General features: G+C 67.2%; 13 protein-coding genes. 9 read left to right on the top strand and 4 right to left on the bottom strand.

Going from position 1 to position 15,517, the window contains the following annotated elements; genetic code table 11:
- Positions 1–128 precede the first annotated feature (128 nt).
- The 3 genes from LV28_RS39805 to LV28_RS39795 form a co-directional block, all read right to left on the bottom strand.
- Entirely contained in the window at positions 129–617 is a 489-nt protein-coding gene (locus LV28_RS39805) for a dihydrofolate reductase (protein WP_038620647.1), read from the bottom strand.
- Positions 614–1,408: a thymidylate synthase gene (locus LV28_RS39800; RefSeq protein ID WP_023596759.1), complete on the bottom strand. Its 795-nt coding sequence runs from the start codon at positions 1,406–1,408 to the stop codon at positions 614–616. Before LV28_RS39800 ends, LV28_RS39805 begins: the two co-directional genes overlap by 4 nt.
- Positions 1,409–1,521: 113 nt before the next feature.
- Complete coding sequence (locus LV28_RS39795; protein ID WP_023596758.1) at positions 1,522–2,631, bottom strand: ABC transporter ATP-binding protein; 1,110 nt, start codon at positions 2,629–2,631, stop codon at positions 1,522–1,524.
- Positions 2,632–3,002: 371 nt separating this feature from the next.
- On the opposite strand from LV28_RS39795, the gene LV28_RS39790 reads away from it, so the two are divergent.
- From LV28_RS39790 to LV28_RS39755, 8 genes are all read left to right on the top strand, one after another.
- Entirely contained in the window at positions 3,003–4,661 is a 1,659-nt protein-coding gene (locus LV28_RS39790) for an ABC transporter permease (protein WP_023596757.1), read from the top strand.
- A 550-nt stretch (positions 4,662–5,211) separates the two neighbouring features.
- Positions 5,212–6,156 (top strand): LysR family transcriptional regulator, encoded by a 945-nt coding sequence (locus tag LV28_RS39785; protein WP_048806585.1) that lies wholly within the window; start codon positions 5,212–5,214, stop codon positions 6,154–6,156.
- Between the two features lie 359 nt (positions 6,157–6,515).
- Complete coding sequence (locus tag LV28_RS39780) at positions 6,516–7,544, top strand: ABC transporter substrate-binding protein (protein WP_371328146.1); 1,029 nt, start codon at positions 6,516–6,518, stop codon at positions 7,542–7,544.
- 202 nt (positions 7,545–7,746) lie between these two features.
- Positions 7,747–9,051, top strand: coding sequence for a CaiB/BaiF CoA transferase family protein (locus LV28_RS39775; RefSeq protein WP_038620651.1), 1,305 nt, complete (start codon positions 7,747–7,749; stop codon positions 9,049–9,051).
- A 124-nt stretch (positions 9,052–9,175) separates the two neighbouring features.
- Positions 9,176–10,255, top strand: coding sequence for a CaiB/BaiF CoA transferase family protein (locus tag LV28_RS39770; protein ID WP_038620654.1), 1,080 nt, complete (start codon positions 9,176–9,178; stop codon positions 10,253–10,255).
- Positions 10,256–10,366: 111 nt separating this feature from the next.
- On the top strand, positions 10,367–11,170 hold the full coding sequence (locus tag LV28_RS39765; protein WP_369798637.1) for a hypothetical protein: 804 nt from the start codon (positions 10,367–10,369) through the stop codon (positions 11,168–11,170).
- An 85-nt stretch (positions 11,171–11,255) separates the two neighbouring features.
- Entirely contained in the window at positions 11,256–12,386 is a 1,131-nt protein-coding gene (dinB, locus tag LV28_RS39760) for a DNA polymerase IV (RefSeq protein WP_038622359.1), read from the top strand.
- Positions 12,387–12,503: 117 nt separating this feature from the next.
- Positions 12,504–13,025 (top strand): MgtC/SapB family protein, encoded by a 522-nt coding sequence (locus LV28_RS39755; RefSeq protein ID WP_048806586.1) that lies wholly within the window; start codon positions 12,504–12,506, stop codon positions 13,023–13,025.
- A gap of 272 nt (positions 13,026–13,297) precedes the next feature.
- On the opposite strand, the gene LV28_RS39750 is transcribed toward LV28_RS39755, so the two are convergent.
- Positions 13,298–13,720 (bottom strand): hypothetical protein, encoded by a 423-nt coding sequence (locus LV28_RS39750; RefSeq protein WP_141571207.1) that lies wholly within the window; start codon positions 13,718–13,720, stop codon positions 13,298–13,300.
- Positions 13,721–13,863: 143 nt separating this feature from the next.
- On the opposite strand from LV28_RS39750, the gene LV28_RS39745 reads away from it, so the two are divergent.
- Entirely contained in the window at positions 13,864–15,363 is a 1,500-nt protein-coding gene (locus tag LV28_RS39745) for a cryptochrome/photolyase family protein (RefSeq protein WP_048806587.1), read from the top strand.
- Positions 15,364–15,517: the final 154 nt, after the last annotated feature.

The raw sequence follows: 15,517 nt of genomic DNA, 5'->3' as shown, positions 1-15,517 counted from the left end.
AAGCGCGGAGCGGGGCGTGGGAAGTGGGGAAAGCGGGGGAAGCGGGGGGAGTGGGGGGAGCGGGGGAAGCAGAAAAACGGGAACGCCCCGGATCGCGCAGGCGCGCGAGCGTGGCGCGCGCCGGGATGTCAGATCCGCTCGTAGGTCACGAACGCGTAATCGAAGTCGTTGGGGGCAGGGGAGCGATGCGTCTCGCGCGCCGTTTCGCGCCACTGCGCCGCAGGCAGGTCGGGAAAGTGCGCGTCGCCCTCGAAGGCCTTGGCGATTTCCGTCACCACCACCTTGTCGGCACTCGGCAGGGCCTCCCTGTACAACTGCGCGCCGCCGATGAGGCAAATTTCCTCGGCCCCCACGCACAGGCGCATCGCGTCGATCAGCGAGCCGACCACGTCGCAACCTTCGATCGTCAGCGCCGGGTTGCGCGAGACCACGATGTTGCGGCGACCGGGCAGCGGACGTCCGATCGAGTCGTAGGTCTTGCGACCCATCACGATCGGCTTGCCGAGCGTGGTGCGCTTGAAGTGGGCAAGATCCTCGGGCAGGCGCCACGGCAATTGATTGTCGCGCCCGATCACGCCGTTCTCGGCGCGGGCGACGACCAGCGTCAGTATCGTCATACGGCCACCGGCGCCTTGATGTGCGGATGCGCTTCGTATCCTGTGATCTGGAAGTCCTCGAAGCGATAGTCGAAGATCGAATCGGGCTTGCGGGCAATCTCGAGTCGGGGCAATGGGAACGGCTCACGCGCGAGCTGCGTATTCACTTGCTCGAGGTGATTGTTGTAGAGATGGCAATCTCCGCCGGTCCAGATGAAGTCGCCCACGTCCAGCCCGGTCTGCTGCGCCATCATGTGCGTGAGCAGGGCGTAGCTGGCGATGTTGAACGGTACGCCAAGGAAGATGTCGGCGCTGCGCTGATACAACTGGCAAGACAGCTTGCCGTCCGCGACGTAGAACTGGAAGAATGCGTGGCAAGGCGGCAGGGCCATGCGCGGAATCTCGCCCACGTTCCAGGCCGAGACGATCAGGCGACGCGAGTCCGGCGTCTGGCGAATCTGGTCGACCAGCTGCGTGATCTGGTCGATGTGACCGCCGTCCGGCGTCGGCCACGAGCGCCATTGCGCCCCGTAGACCGGACCGAGTTCACCGTCGGCATCGGCCCATTCGTTCCAGATCGATACCCCGTTTTCCTGGAGATAGCGCACGTTCGTGCTGCCCTGAAGGAACCAGAGGAGTTCGTGCACGATGGACTTGATGTGCACCTTCTTGGTGGTGACGAGCGGGAAGCCTTCCTGCAAGTCGAAGCGCATCTGATAACCGAATACCGAGCGCGTGCCCGTGCCCGTTCGGTCGGTCTTGTCTGTGCCATGTTCGAGTACATGGCGCATGAAGTCGAGGTACTGTTTCATAGGCCCATCCGTTTTGGCGGATTCTACCAGCCTCCGCGCGCCGGCGTGCTGCGCGGCACGTCACGCGTGCGTCACGAGCGCGGTGCGCGCCCCGCCAAGGCGCCCCAGGGCCTTCAGACGGTGGCGTCCCGCGTGGTGAAGGCGACCGGGTGCTGCACCGTCAGGCGAAGCCCCACCCGCTCGCCGGGCGCATGTGTCAGTTCGCCGTCGACGCGGGCCACGACTTCGCGGCCCGACGCCAATCGCAGCGTGTAAAGCTGGTCGGCGCCACGAAAGGCGCGCCGCACCAGCGTGCCTTCGAATGGACTGGCCGGATCGTGGGAAACGTCGTCGGCGCGCAGCAGCACGTCGACATCGACCGGATACGCGCCCTTCGGCGCGCTGCGCAGCAACTTGTCGGCCATCGACGGCGGGATCGCGATTTCGCCGAGTTCGAGCGCGATGCCGCCACCGTCGGCATTGCCCCGGAAGGTGCCCGGGATCAGCGCGCCGCGCCCGATGAAATCGGCTACCACGCGATTGGCCGGTGTGCGCCACAGTTCCCGGGCGGGCGACCACTGGGCGATCGCGCCCGCATGCATCACGCCGATGCGATCGGCCATGGCGAACGCTTCGTGCTGGTCGTGCGTGACGAGGATCGCCGTCGCGCCGCTCGCGCGAATGATCTCGCGCACCTCCACCGCCAGGCGTTCGCGCAGATCGAGATCGAGATTCGAGAACGGCTCGTCGAGCAGCAACAGCGCCGGCGACGGCGCCAGTGCGCGGGCCAGTGCCACCCGCTGCTGCTGCCCGCCCGACAATTCATGGGGATACTTGCGCAACGCCCCGGCCAGCCCGACGCGCTCGGCCAGCATCTCCACGCGAGCTTCGCGCTCGGCGCGCGGCAGGCGCGTGAGTCCGAAGCCGATGTTCTGCGCGACGCTCAGGTGCGGAAACAGCGCGTAGTCCTGAAACACCACGCCGACGTGGCGCCGCTCCGGCGGCGCGCTCGTCTGCGCGTTGGCCACTTCGTGCCCGTCGAGCACGATGCGCCCGCCCGCCAGCGGCTCGAAGCCGCACACGGCGCGAAGCACGGTCGTCTTGCCGCAGCCCGAGGGGCCGAGCAGACAACCGATCTCACCGCGCGCGAGCGACAGCGACAGATCGCGCACGGCGGTGTGGGTGCGGCCGGCGGTGTCGTAATTCACCGAGATATGGTCAAGCAACAGATAAGGCAGCGGCATGGGCGTGAAAGCGGGAGAGGCAGATGCTCGACAGGGCGGGCCGACGTGTCGGAAATCCGGCGGGGCACTTTCCGTACCTCACCGCGTCAGAGTCACAATTGCGAATGCGTATAATTTACATCGCTTTAGACCGATGAGTCTGCGCCGGTTCCCGTCAGGCGATGCCAAACGGCGACGCAAGGTTCGGCAAGGTTCGAATTGCCGGGCCCGCGTCAGGTGTTAGGCCTTCGCGCGCCGTGCCCCGATCAACGTTTTCCACTACCGAATTGCCGATGTCATCGACGCCTGTGTCACGCGCCGCCTCCGAGCCTGTCTCCGCCGATTGTCCTGCCGTTCCCTCGGAAGGGGCGGCGCCGATCGCGGCCTCGCCAATGCGCGTGTCGCCTCTCGCACCGCATCGGCGTGCGCGACATGGGGCGGGTCAATGGACGTGGCGGCTGGTGGCATGGGGCGCCGCGCTGATCGTGCTCGTGCCGATGATCGGCATCGTGGCGGCGCTCGGGACGGGCGATGCCGACACGCGGGCCGTACTGACCCATATGCTCGACACGGTGCTGCCGGAGTACGCCCTGAACTCGCTGCGCATTTCACTCGCCGTCAGCACGGGCGTGCTGGCGATGGGCGTGGCGAGTGCCTGGCTGGTGGTGCACTACGCGTTTCCCGGGCGGCGCGTACTCGAATGGGCGTTGATCCTTCCGCTGGCAATGCCCGCCTACGTCACCGCGTACGCCTACACCGACTTTCTCCAGTTCGCCGGGCCGGTGCAAAGTGTCTTGCGTCGGTGGCTGGCCGTCGATCGCGTTGCATGGTTCCCCGAGGTGCGCTCGTGGTACGGGGCGGCCTGGGTCTTCGCCGGCGCGTTCTACCCCTACGTGTACCTGCTGGCGCGTACGGCGTTCCTCGAGCACAGCCAGCGCTTCTTCGAAGCCGCGCGAACCCTGGGCTGCACACCGGCGCAGGCCTTCGTGCGGGTGGCGTTGCCGCTGGCGCGACCGGCCTTGGTCGCCGGCGTGGCGCTGGTGCTCATGGAGACGCTGGCCGACTATGGCGCGGTGGCGTACTTCGGCGTGCCCACCTTCACCACGGGCATTTACCGCGCCTGGCTTTCGATGGGCGACCGTGTGGCGGCCGCGCAGCTCTCGGCCTGCCTGCTGCTCGCGGTGCTCGTTCTGCTGATCGCGGAGGCACGCAGCCGGGCAAGGCTTAGGTACTACGGGACGCCCGGCCGGGCGCCGACGACCATGCGCCGCACCCGGCTGCGCGGCGCGCGGGCCGCGCTCGCCACCGTCGTTTGCGCGTTGCCGCTGGTCATCGGCTTCGTGCTGCCGGCGTTCATCATGCTGCGGCTGGCGGTGTCCGAACTCGATCAGGTGCCCTGGCCCCGTTATGGCGAATGGGTCTACAACACCGTGCGTCTGGCGGCGGTCGCCGCGCTGGTCGCCAGCGTCTTTGCCGTGGTGCTGGGCTACGCGAAGCGGCTGGCGCCGGGACGTGTCACGCGAATCGCCGTGCGCCTTGTGAGCGTGGGATACGCGATACCGGGCGCGGTCATCGCGCTGGGCATCCTCACGCCGGTGCTGCACCTCGACACCTGGCTCGGCAACATGTTCGGTGCCAACGGCCTGGTCCTCGCAGGCACGGGCGGCGTGTTGATCTACGCCTATCTCGTGCGTTTCCTGCCGGCGGCGCTGCAAAGCGTCGATGCCGGATTCGCACGCATTGCGCCGAATCTCGACGCGAGCGCCCGCAGCCTCGGCGTGGGCGGTTGGTCGATGCTGCGTCGCGTGCATCTGCCGCTGCTGCGCGGGAGCGTGCTGACCGCGGCGCTGCTGGTCTTCGTCGATGTCATGAAGGAGCTGCCTGCCACGCTCGCACTGCGCCCCTTCAACATGGACACGCTCGCGGTCGTCACTAACCATCTCGCCGCCGACGAGCGGCTCGCCGAGGCCGCCGTGCCGGCCCTCACGCTCGTGCTGGTCGGTCTGCTGCCAGTACTGGTGCTCGCGCGCGCGATCGCCCGACGTTCCTGACCCGCCAGACCCACAGCCCGACCGGCGGCGCGCACGTTGTCGCTGTCGTTTCCGGAAACGATTGGGAGTTGCCGCCCCGATAGCGCCGCACTATAGTCAAATCAGACCCGGCGACGAAACCGGGATATCCGAGCGGCGACAAAATGATTGCGATCATCATTTGCAAATGTTGGCTGTTCATGGCCTTGGCGTCGGCACCGCCGCCGGAGGTATCGTTCAACACGGCGGACGGGGGCTGGAGCACCGTACTGCTCGCGGGGGCGATGCGCTAGCGGTGGTCCTGGGAGGGACCGGCACAGGCACGATACGTCGACACGGGCGCAAGACGCCCGATGGTGGCGTGCAACCTGTCGGGCTGAAGTCGGATTCGTGTCACCGGGCGCCGAGGGCGCCTTCCTCCTGAGCCGTTGCACGAGGCGGATGCCGTCGGCGGCGGTTGTCCTTGTGTGTTCGGTGGTGTTTTCCTGTGTCGTCGGGTGCGGCGCCGCGTGGCGTTTTTGCCACACACGTCGCAATTTCGCTGTCAATGCAGTGCCTCCGGGAGACAGGCATGGCGCTATGGCGGATCGATCTGGTGTCGCTGCGGCTGTTCGTGGCGGTGTGTGAGGAAAGCAGCATCGCGCGCGCGGCCGAGCGCGAGTTCATCGCGCCTTCCGCGGTCAGCAAGCGGATCAACGACCTGGAATCACTGGTGGGGTCGGCGCTGCTGCAACGCCATAAATGGGGGGTGCGCGCCACGCCCGCCGGCGAAGCGCTGCTGCACCACGCGCGCAACGTGCTGCGCAGTCTCGAGAAGATGCAGGGCGATCTGTCCGAATACACCAGCGGGGTGCGCGGCCACATCCGCATCTTCGCCAACGTGTCGTCCATCGTGGAGACGCTGCCCGACGAACTCGGTGCGTTCCTGCGCCGGCACGAAGGCGTGAAGGTCGATCTCGAAGAGCACACCAGCGCGCAGGTCGTGCGCGGGGTCGCCGACGGCGCCACCGACATCGGCATCTGCTGGGACGCCGTGGACACCCGCGACGTCGAAGTCTTTCCCTACCGCCACGACCAGATCGTCACCGTGCTCCACCGCGATCACCCGCTGGCCGGCGCTGCCCAACTCGCCTTTGCGGAGACGCTCGACTACGACCACGTCGGCGTGCATCCGGACAGCGCCATGTACACCGTGCTGCGGCGTCTGGCCGCCGAGCAGGGCAAGACCGTGAAGTTCCGCATCCATGTCTCGACCTTCGAAGCGGTGTGTCGCATGGTGCGCGCCAACCTCGGTCTGGCGGTGGTCCCGCGCGAGGCGGTGGGCATCTACTCGCAGGTGACGGACGGGGAGGCGCTGAGTATCGTGCCGCTTACCGACCCGTGGGCGCAGCGTCGGCTGATTGTGTGCGTGCGACGCTACGACGCTTTGCCGGTAGCCTCGCGCATGCTGGTCGATCACTTGTGCGCGCGTAACGTAACCGACGGAGCAAATGTGCCGCACGAGCCCACCCGATGACGGCACGAGCGGTCGGGCGACGTAACCCGACCCTTGCAGTCCTCGCCCGGGTGCGGGGGCGCGAAGCGTCACCGAGACGGTCGAAGGGTTTGCGGCGGGGGGAGGGCGACGCATCGAGCAAAGGCGTCGAGGCGGCAGGCGTGCTTCGAGACATCGCGAACGGCGATGCGTGGCATGCCGAAACACAACTTGTCGCCCCGGCATCGCGCGGCGATGCTTTCGAGGCCGATAGCGATTCCGGCCGGCGAGCCGGAGCGCGCCTGTGTCCCGCATCGGGCGGGAGGAGACACGCGATGAGAGAAGCCGACACGCGCCGTGTGCGCGATGCCGTGGGACGACTGATCCTCGTTCTCACGCTGATGGTGTTGGGCCTCGTGGCATTGAGCCTGAGTCCCGGCGCGCCTGCCGCGACAGCCGCGTCCGCTGCGTCGGTACAGCCGCTGGAGAAGCCGAAGATCACCATCGCCGTGGGCGGCAAGCCCGGGCTCTATTACTTGCCGCTGACCATCGCCGAACAACTCGGCTACTTCCGGGACGAAGGCCTGGAGGTGACCATCGACGACTTCGCCGGTGGCTCGAAAGCCTTGCAGGCCGTGGTGGGCGGCAGCGCCGACGTGGGCGCCGGCGCGTTCGAACATACGCTGCTCATGCAGACCAAGGGCCTGACGTATCAGGCGTTCGTGGTGCTGGGCGCGGCGCCGCAACTGGTGCTGGGTGTGGTCAAGGCCAAGGCGGGCGAAGTGAAGTCGGTCAAGGATCTGAAGGGCCTGCGCGTCGGCGTGAGCGCACCGGGCTCGAGCACGCACATGCTCGTCAATGTCGCCCTGGCCAAGGCGGGACTCAAGCCGGGCGACGTGTCGATCGTGGGCGTCGGGAGCAACGCAACGGTGGTCGCCGCCGCGCGCGGCGGGCAGGTTGACGCCGTCTCGAACGTCGATCCGATGATCACGCTGCTGCAAGAGTCGGGGGATCTCAAGGTGCTCGTCGACACGCGAACTCAGGCGGGCACGCGCGCCGTGTTCGGCGGCCCAATGCCGGCCGCCGTGATGTACGCGCCGCAGGGCTTCATCCAGAAGTATCCGCACACGGTGCAGGCACTCGCCAATGCGATCGTGCGCGCGGACAAATGGCTCCAGCACGCGTCGGCGGCCGATCTGATCAAGACCGTGCCGGAATCGTATTTGCTCGGCAATCAGGCGCTCTACCTGAAGGCGTTTGCCAACTGCCGCGAGGCGTTCTCGCCCGACGGCATGATGCCCGCCGGCGGCCCGGCCACGGCGCTCAGGGCGTTGGCCTCGTTTTCGCCCGAAGTCAAACCGTCGCAGATCCGGCTGGGCGACACCTGGACCAATACCTTCGCCGTGCAGGCGAATCGCCAGTATCCCTGAGCATCGGACCACGAACGGAGGTTTGAATTCGGGGCCTGGACAGAGGTGGCTGAGCCGTCCGGCCACGGTGGCGGCGAGTGCCCCGGCAGGGCACATCGCCGGATTCGATCAACCGCGGTGCGGCGGATTCCCGTCGCACCCCGCGAGCGTGCCGGACCGGGTGCACCGTGAGGCGTCGCATACGGGTTGGGGAGGATAGGCGATGCAGGACGCGTCCCCGGCGGCACCGATGCCATTGAAGGGCATTCGTGTCGTGGAGTTTTCCCATATGGTCATGGGACCCACGTGCGGCATGGTGCTCGGCGACCTCGGCGCCGACGTCATCAAGGTGGAACCGGTCGGCGGCGATGCGACGCGGGGTCTGCTTGGGACCGGTGCCGGCTTCTTCCGCGCGTTCAACCGCAACAAACGCAGCCTTGCCGTGGACGTGACACGGCCGCAGGGACGCGAGCTGATCCTGCGTCTGGCGGCCAGGGCGGACGTACTGACCGAGAACTTCAAACCCGGCCGCATGCGTCGGATCGGACTGGATTACGCCACGCTTTCGCGCCTGAATCCGGCGCTGGTCTATGTTTCGCTCAAGGGCTTTCTGTCGGGGCCATATGCGGGGCGTACGGCGCTCGACGAGGTCGTGCAGATGATGGCAGGGCTGGCGTACATGACAGGGCCGCCCGGGCAGCCGCTGCGCGCCGGGGCGTCGGTCAACGACATCATGGGGGGCGTGTTCGGTGCGCTCGCGGCGCTCGCGGCGCTCTACGAGCGCAAGGGCACCGGACGCGGGCAGGAAGTGCAGGGTGCACTCTTCGAGAATTGCGTGCTGCTCGCCGCGCAGCACATGCAGCAGTTCGCCGTCACCGGCGTGGCGCCCGATCCGATGCCGGCGCGGGTCTCGGCGTGGGGCATCTACGACGTCTTCGCCGCGCGCGACGGTGTGCAGATCTTTCTGGCCGTGGTGAGCGATTCGCAGTGGCGGATTTTTTGCGACGTGTTCGGCCGTCACGATCTGGCCGAGGACGCGCGGCTCGCCACCAACAACGACCGGGTGCTGGCGCGAGACTGGCTGTTGCCGTTGCTGCGCGAGATGATGCAGGGCTTCGACGCCGACTATCTGGCGGCGGCGTTCGAGCGCCACGGCCTGCCGTTCGCGCCGATCGTCAAGCCGCAGGCGTTGTTCGACGATCCTCATCTGCTCGCGAGCGGCGGTCTGGGCGATCTGGTGACGGAGCACGGCGAGCACACGCGCGTGCCGCTGCTGCCGATCGCGATGTCGGGCCAGCGACTGCCGGCGCGCCGAGCGCTGCCCGCGACCGGGGAGCACACCGCCGAAATTCTGCGCGAGCTGGGGTACCTCGACAGCCAGATCGCCCGACTGTTCGACGAGGGGGTGGTGGCCGGGCCCGCGCACCCATCGACACAGCGAGACGCCGGCGACGCGGGTGACGCCGGTGACGCCAACGAGGCGGGCAAGGAGGGCGGGGAGGGCGACGGCGCAGGTCCCGTTTTGTGAGAAGTCAACGCTGGGCCGCGCGCAATCGGCATTTTCCGAACGAAAGCGGCTCGCCGGCCGGTTGCGGTCAAACCACGCGGCGCGGTACGGTTGAGCCTCCGAGTTCGCCGACAGCCACCACGCCATGACCGACACCGCCACCACCACCACGCCCGAAGCCGATGGTTCCCATGCAGGCGCGGATGCGCCGCTCGACGGTGTGACCGTGCTGGATCTCACACGTTTGCTGCCGGGCCCGCTCGCGGGCATGCGACTCGCCGCGCTGGGCGCGCACGTCGTCAAGATCGAGGACAAGGGCGCGGGCGACTATGCGCGCGAGATGATGCTGGGCGACGGGGAGACGCCGCCGGGCGGGTTCTGGCGGCTACTCAATCGCGGCAAGACCGTGGTGCGCCTCGACCTCAAGGACGACACCGACCGGGCGACTTTCCTCGACTGGGTGGCGCGCGCGGACATCCTGCTCGAAGGGTTTCGTCCCGGCGTGATGGCCCGGCTCGGTTTCGATTACGCCTCGCTGGCGCGGCGACGCCCGTCGCTCGTGATGGCGTCGATCAGCGGATACGGGCAGCAGGGGCCGATGTCGCAGGCGGCGGGGCACGACATCAACTACATCGGTTACGCGGGGGTGCTCGATCAGCTCTGCGACGCGCTCGATGCGCCGATCGTCCCGAACTTCCAGATCGGCGACCTCTACGGAGGCGGCCAGGCTGCGGTGCAGGCCGTGCTGGCGGCGCTGGTGTCGGCGCAACGCACCGGTCGTGGCCGCTGGCTCGATATTTCCATGACGCACGAGGTATTTCGCTCGAACATCGTGCCCGCCGTGGCGATGCATCGCCAGGGGGGCACGGCGCGCGCCGGCGGCGATCTCCTCAACGGCGGCGTGCCCTGTTACCAGGTCTATCGCACGCGCGACAATCGCTTCATGGCAGTCGGGGCGCTCGAACTCAAGTTCTGGCAGACCCTGTGCGACGTACTGGGGCGCGACGAATGGAAGTCGCGTCACTGGTCGCTCGGTCAGGTCGTGGGCGGCGATGACGCACGCGCGCTGCAGGCGGAGTTGGCGGCGGTCTTTGCGAGCGCGTCGCAGCGCGAGTGGGTCGAGCGCTTCGCCCACGCCGATTGTTGCGTCACCCCGGTGCTCCGGCTCGAGGAAGCGATGGTGCATCCGTTGTTCGCGCAGGTGCGCGATGCACTGATGCCCTGATCGGCGGCGCGTTACCGAATGTCACAATTTTTCGGGCCGCGGAGTTGCGAAGTCCAGGGCGCGATCGCGTAGAGTCGTCGCTGACTTTACCGCCTGGCGCCCCGACCTCCGATGACCCGACGGCTTGCACTTCCCGAACGACGACACTGGCTTGCGGACTTCGCACGACTCGCGCCCCGCCCGTGGACCGCCATGACCGTGCTCGGCGTCGTCACGGGCGCTGCATTGTGTGGCGGCTGTGCGTCGTATCAGGACGTCCCGACCGATCGCGGGGCGGTGCGCTCCACGCCGATGACGACCGGCGATCTGGCGCAGACCGACATCAATCGCATGGCGACGCTGGGCATGCGTGCCAACCTCGAGAGCCTGTATCGGCTGGCCGACAAGCTCTACAAGCGCAATCCGAGAGAATGGCGAAAGTCGGGGGCCGCGTCGCAAGCGCAGGCCATGGCGCAACTTCGCGCGGCGGTCGAAGGACGCCGTACGCTGACCGACCTGAAGGCGCTGCGCGACGTGCGCGCGCTGTCGCTGTCGCTCGACCCGGCGTTCCAGGGGGATCGGGTGGCCGCGTTCATCTTCAGCCTGTCGGACACGATCATCACGGCGCATGGCGGCTCGACGGTGTTCTACCTGAGCGACGGCCTCGATGCGCAGCGCATCTATAACGCGGCGCGAAACGTGGAAATCGCGGCGTGGCTGCTGGCGAGCCGTCAGGACACGGCCGGACATCCGCTGTTGCTCGCGAACGAAATCGCCGAGGTGCGAAACGTGAGCTTCGAGCGCGAGTTCGGCAAGATCGTCGGCCGGCTCGACCTGCTCGCCGAGATGCTGGACGAAAAATTCCGCCGCGCCGGAATCGGCTACGTGCAAAACTTGCTGGGTGCCCAGTTTCTCCAGTTCCTGCCCGTGCGCTGAGCGTGACGCGTGCGATGGGAGACGCTGATGGGGCGCAAATCTCACGCGGATGCTGTATATTTGCACAGTATTTTCGCTGCCCGCCATGTCACCCGCCACGCGCAAGATCATTCACTGCGACGCCGACTGTTTCTACGCCTCCGTTGAGATGCGGGACGACCCGTCGCTGCGCGGGATTCCTTTGGCGGTAGGCGGCCAGCCGGATCAGCGCGGGGTGGTCGCCACCTGCAATTACGAGGCGCGCGCCTTTGGCGTGCGCTCGGCCATGCCCTCCGCGCAGGCCGTCAAGCTGTGTCCCGACTTGCGCATCATCCCGCCTTCGATGGCGCGGTACCAGGAAGCATCGCGGCGGATCATGGCGATCTATCGCGATTACACCGACCTCGTCGAACCCTTGTCGCTCGACGAAGCATATCTCGATGTCACCCTTGGCGATCGCTGCGAGGGCTCGGCCACGCTGATGGCTCGCGAGATTCGCGCACGTGTGGCCGCGGAAGTGGGACTCACCGTTTCGGCGGGCGTGGCGCCCAACAAGTTCATTGCCAAGATTGCCAGTGACTGGCGCAAGCCCGACGGCCTGTTCGTGGTGAAGCCCGCCGAGGTGGACGCGTTCGTGGCGGCGCTTCCGGTGGAGCGCCTGTTCGGCGTCGGCAAGGTGACCGCGGAGAAGCTTCGCGCGCTGGGCGTGGATTCCTGCGCGGATTTGCGAAGCCACTCGCTGACCGAGCTCATCGAGCGTTTCGGCGTGTTCGGGCAGCGGCTGTTCGAGCGTTGCCGTGGCATCGACACGCGCGAAGTCAGCCCCGATCGCGAGCGGAAATCCATCAGCGTGGAGACCACCTACACGCGCGACTTGCGCACGCTGGCCGACTGCGAGGCGGCCCTCGATCCACTGCTTCGTTTGCTTGCCGAGCGTATCGAGCGCGCGCGCCGCAATGAGCCGTTCGCCATTGCGAAGGTCTTCGTCAAGATTCGTTTCGCCGACTTCTCACGCACGACGGCCGAGGCCGGGGCGTTGGGTGTGGACGCCCGTCAATGCCGCGAACTGCTGGCCGAAGCCGTGGGCCGCAAGCGTCGGCCGGTGCGATTGCTGGGCGTGGGCGTGCGGATGCTCGACGCCGAAGCGACGCGTCAACTGCGACTGTTCGACGACTGGGACGCCGTTGAGCGCACCATGCCCACGAACGCGGGCGATAATGCGGCATCACAGGCGTAGATGACGCGCTGGCGATGACGGGAACGTGGCACGCGCGCGGCTTGCCATGGCCGCGTCGCGCGACAGCGCACAGGACTTATGACTCGCGCAGCAATGCGCACCCAGACGAGGTGAAGGATGACGGAGATCATCGAAGTCACATTGCGGCTTACCGCGGCCCTGATTCTGGGCGGGCTCGTGGGCCTGAACCGCAATCTGCATCACAAGTCAGTCGGCTTGCGCACGCTGGCGATCGTGTCGTTCGGCTCGGCGTTGTTCGTGCTGGCCGTGGTGCCGTTTCCAGGCTCGGCGCTGACCTACGACAACTCGTCGGTCAGCCGTGTCGTGCAGGGGATCGTCGCGGGGATCGGTTTTCTCGGCGCGGGTTGCATCGTCCGGCCCAGCCGAGGCGCCTCAGTTCATGGGTTCACCACGGCGGCGGCGCTCTGGAGTACCACGGGGATCGGCATCATCTGCGGTCTGGGCCGCTGGCACATTGCCGTGGCCGCGATGGTGCTGCTGCTTATCGTGCTGGCGGTCGGCGGGCGGGTCGAAGCGCTCGCGCACCGATGGCTGGGACACGACGAACCCCGCAATGGCCTGGCGGATGCGAATGCGGATGCGGACGCGCCGGCGCCGCGCGAGCGCGACGACAAGTGACCTCCATCGTGCGTTGGCAAAAGATGCACATCGCGGCCTCCCCGCGCGCTGACCACTGGCGGCGCGATTGTTGCGGATACCGAAGAAAAATGCCCGCCGAAGCGGGCAAATGACGTTGTCGCAGTACCCCCAAAAGGACGTAAGAGGGCGATTTCATTTTGGTGACCTGCCGGTTTTTCGCCAATCGGGGCTTGCCCGATTAGGGAAAGCACGTTCGGGAGACTACGTAAGGCACACCGCAGCGACCCATCGTATCGACCCGTGGTGTCGGTTTACCGCAGCGCCCGAAGCTCCGTGGCACGTGCGCGCGCGACTCGCAAGCCGTCGGCCTGGAGCGTGAGCGTGGCGGCATCGGCTTGCTGCGACGCCTCCGACGGCGACGTGTACGTGAGCACCGCCGCCTGACGTTCCCGATGAAAGCGCTCGGTGATGGGGGCGCACTCCGCCGTAGCTTCGTCGGCCAAACGGCCGGCGTCGGGCACGAGATTGACGTAACGCGCCACGTGTCCGTATAGACAGGAGCGGTATTGGGTGGCCGCGGCGTCGGCGGCGGCCAGGTGACGCTCGCGCAGGGTAGCGGCGTCGGGCGCCGGGGCATGCGCGGGTGTCGCACCGGCTTGTGTTTTTGAAGGGCTGGCACAGCCGGTGACGAGCAGGGCCGCCGCGAGACACGCCAGGAGCGGAGCGGCGCGCATTTGAGTCAAAATCGGAAACTTCCGAATCATGAGGTGATCGAGGCCGATGGCAAAAAGTCCGCGATCTCGCTATGGTACGGGATTTGGCGGGGACGTCCTCGCATTCCACCGAATTGGGCGTGCATGTGTCGCGCCGAACTGACATGAGCGAATTCCACAAAGGTCTGGTATGGCTGCGGCGCGATCTTCGCTGCGCGGACAACGCTTCGCTGGCGCAGGCGCTCGCGAGTTGCGCCGAGGTCTATGTCGCGTTCGTTTTCGACACGACCATTCTCGACGGACTGCCGCGCAACGATCGGCGTGTCGCTTTCCTTCACGACAGTGTTTGCGAACTCGACGAAACGCTCAGGGCGCGCGGTGGCGGGCTGGTCGTGCGCCATGGCGACCCGGCGCATGAGATTCCGGCACTGGCGAAGACGCTCGGCGTGCAGGCGGTGTTCGCCGCCCGGGACTACGAGCCGGCTGCGCTCAGGCGCGACCGTGCCGTCGCCCGGTCGCTGGGCGATCAGGGTATCGCTTTCGAACTCGTGAAGGACCACGTGATCTTCGAGATGAACGAGGTTCTGAGCGCTCAGGGCGAGCCCTACAGCGTATTCACGCCGTACCAGCGTGCCTGGCTCAGGCAGGTGAGGCCGGTCGACCTTGCACCGCACGGCAAGCCGTCCGATTTCCAGCGGTTGGCCCCACCGCCGCGCGCCGGGAACGGGGCGATACCGTCGTTGGCGACGCTGGGCTTCGATGTGCCCGAGTCGCGCCGCATCGCGGTGCCCGCGGGGGAGTCGGGCGCGCAGCAGCTGCTCGACGACTTCCTGCCACGCATGGCGCACTACCACGAACGACGCGACTATCCGGCCGTGCGTGGACCGAGCTATCTGTCCGTGCACCTGCGCTTCGGCACCGTGTCGATCCGCACGCTCGCGCGTGAGGCGCACGCTGCCATGCAGCACGGCGGGGAGGCCGGCCGCGGCGCGCAGACATGGCTCGGCGAGCTGATCTGGCGCGACTTCTATTTCATGATCCTGCATCATCACCCGCACGTGGACGGCCGGGCGTTCAAGCCGGCGTACGACGCGATCGAGTGGGCGACGGGCAAGGCGGCGGACGCTGCGTTCCTGGCCTGGTGCGAGGGGCGCACCGGGTATCCGCTCGTCGACGCGGCGATGCGTCAGATCAATCAGACCGGTTATATGCACAACCGCCTGCGAATGGTGACGGCAAGCTTTCTGGTCAAGGATCTGGGCATCGACTGGCGGCGCGGGGAGGCGTACTTCGCGCAGGCCCTCAACGATTTCGATCTGGCGGCGAACAATGGCGGGTGGCAGTGGGCCGCCTCGACCGGTTGCGATGCCCAGCCGTACTTCCGCATCTTCAACCCGGTCACGCAGTCGGAGAAGTTCGACCCCGAAGGGCGATTCATCCGAAAGTACGTGCCCGAACTGGCTGATCTGCCCAACAAGGCGCTGCATGCGCCCTGGCGCGCCGATGCGCAGACCTTGAGCGACGCCGGCGTGGTGTTGGGGCGAAACTATCCGGAGCCGCTGGTCGCGCACGACGTGGCGCGTCAGGAGACGCTGACGCGGTATGCAGTCGTGAAATCGCCGGCGACATCGGCCGAGGCGAGTGGCGCGCCTGGTGCCGGGTGATACCGCCGATCGGGCGAGGTATCCGCGAAGGGATCGGTGTATACCCCGGTCAACTTTTCCCGCCAACAGCCGTTGATACAGGTATGGCACGCAAGAGGCCTGGGCTTCGGCAGCGGTTCGTAACGTCGGGGGGCGTTGGCGGGCGTCAGGGAAG

This window comes from Pandoraea pnomenusa (assembly GCF_000767615.3).
In the GTDB taxonomy this organism is placed as follows: Bacteria; Pseudomonadota; Gammaproteobacteria; order Burkholderiales; family Burkholderiaceae; genus Pandoraea; species Pandoraea pnomenusa.
The sequence above is the reverse complement of the archived record's forward strand: the minus strand, read 5'-3'. Positions and strand labels throughout refer to the sequence as shown.

Coding starts and splice junctions, on each gene's coding strand:
- LV28_RS39765 (WP_369798637.1), top strand. CDS start 10,367: ATGACCCGACGGCTTGCACTTCCCGAACGACGACACTGGCTTGCGGAC.
- LV28_RS39755 (WP_048806586.1), top strand. CDS start 12,504: ATGACGGAGATCATCGAAGTCACATTGCGGCTTACCGCGGCCCTGATT.
- LV28_RS39805 (WP_038620647.1), bottom strand. CDS start 617: ATGACGATACTGACGCTGGTCGTCGCCCGCGCCGAGAACGGCGTGATC.
- dinB (WP_038622359.1), top strand. CDS start 11,256: ATGTCACCCGCCACGCGCAAGATCATTCACTGCGACGCCGACTGTTTC.
- LV28_RS39795 (WP_023596758.1), bottom strand. CDS start 2,631: ATGCCGCTGCCTTATCTGTTGCTTGACCATATCTCGGTGAATTACGAC.
- LV28_RS39790 (WP_023596757.1), top strand. CDS start 3,003: ATGCGCGTGTCGCCTCTCGCACCGCATCGGCGTGCGCGACATGGGGCG.
- LV28_RS39785 (WP_048806585.1), top strand. CDS start 5,212: ATGGCGCTATGGCGGATCGATCTGGTGTCGCTGCGGCTGTTCGTGGCG.
- LV28_RS39745 (WP_048806587.1), top strand. CDS start 13,864: ATGAGCGAATTCCACAAAGGTCTGGTATGGCTGCGGCGCGATCTTCGC.
- LV28_RS39780 (WP_371328146.1), top strand. CDS start 6,516: ATGGTGTTGGGCCTCGTGGCATTGAGCCTGAGTCCCGGCGCGCCTGCC.
- LV28_RS39775 (WP_038620651.1), top strand. CDS start 7,747: ATGCAGGACGCGTCCCCGGCGGCACCGATGCCATTGAAGGGCATTCGT.
- LV28_RS39770 (WP_038620654.1), top strand. CDS start 9,176: ATGACCGACACCGCCACCACCACCACGCCCGAAGCCGATGGTTCCCAT.
- LV28_RS39800 (WP_023596759.1), bottom strand. CDS start 1,408: ATGAAACAGTACCTCGACTTCATGCGCCATGTACTCGAACATGGCACA.
- LV28_RS39750 (WP_141571207.1), bottom strand. CDS start 13,720: ATGCGCGCCGCTCCGCTCCTGGCGTGTCTCGCGGCGGCCCTGCTCGTC.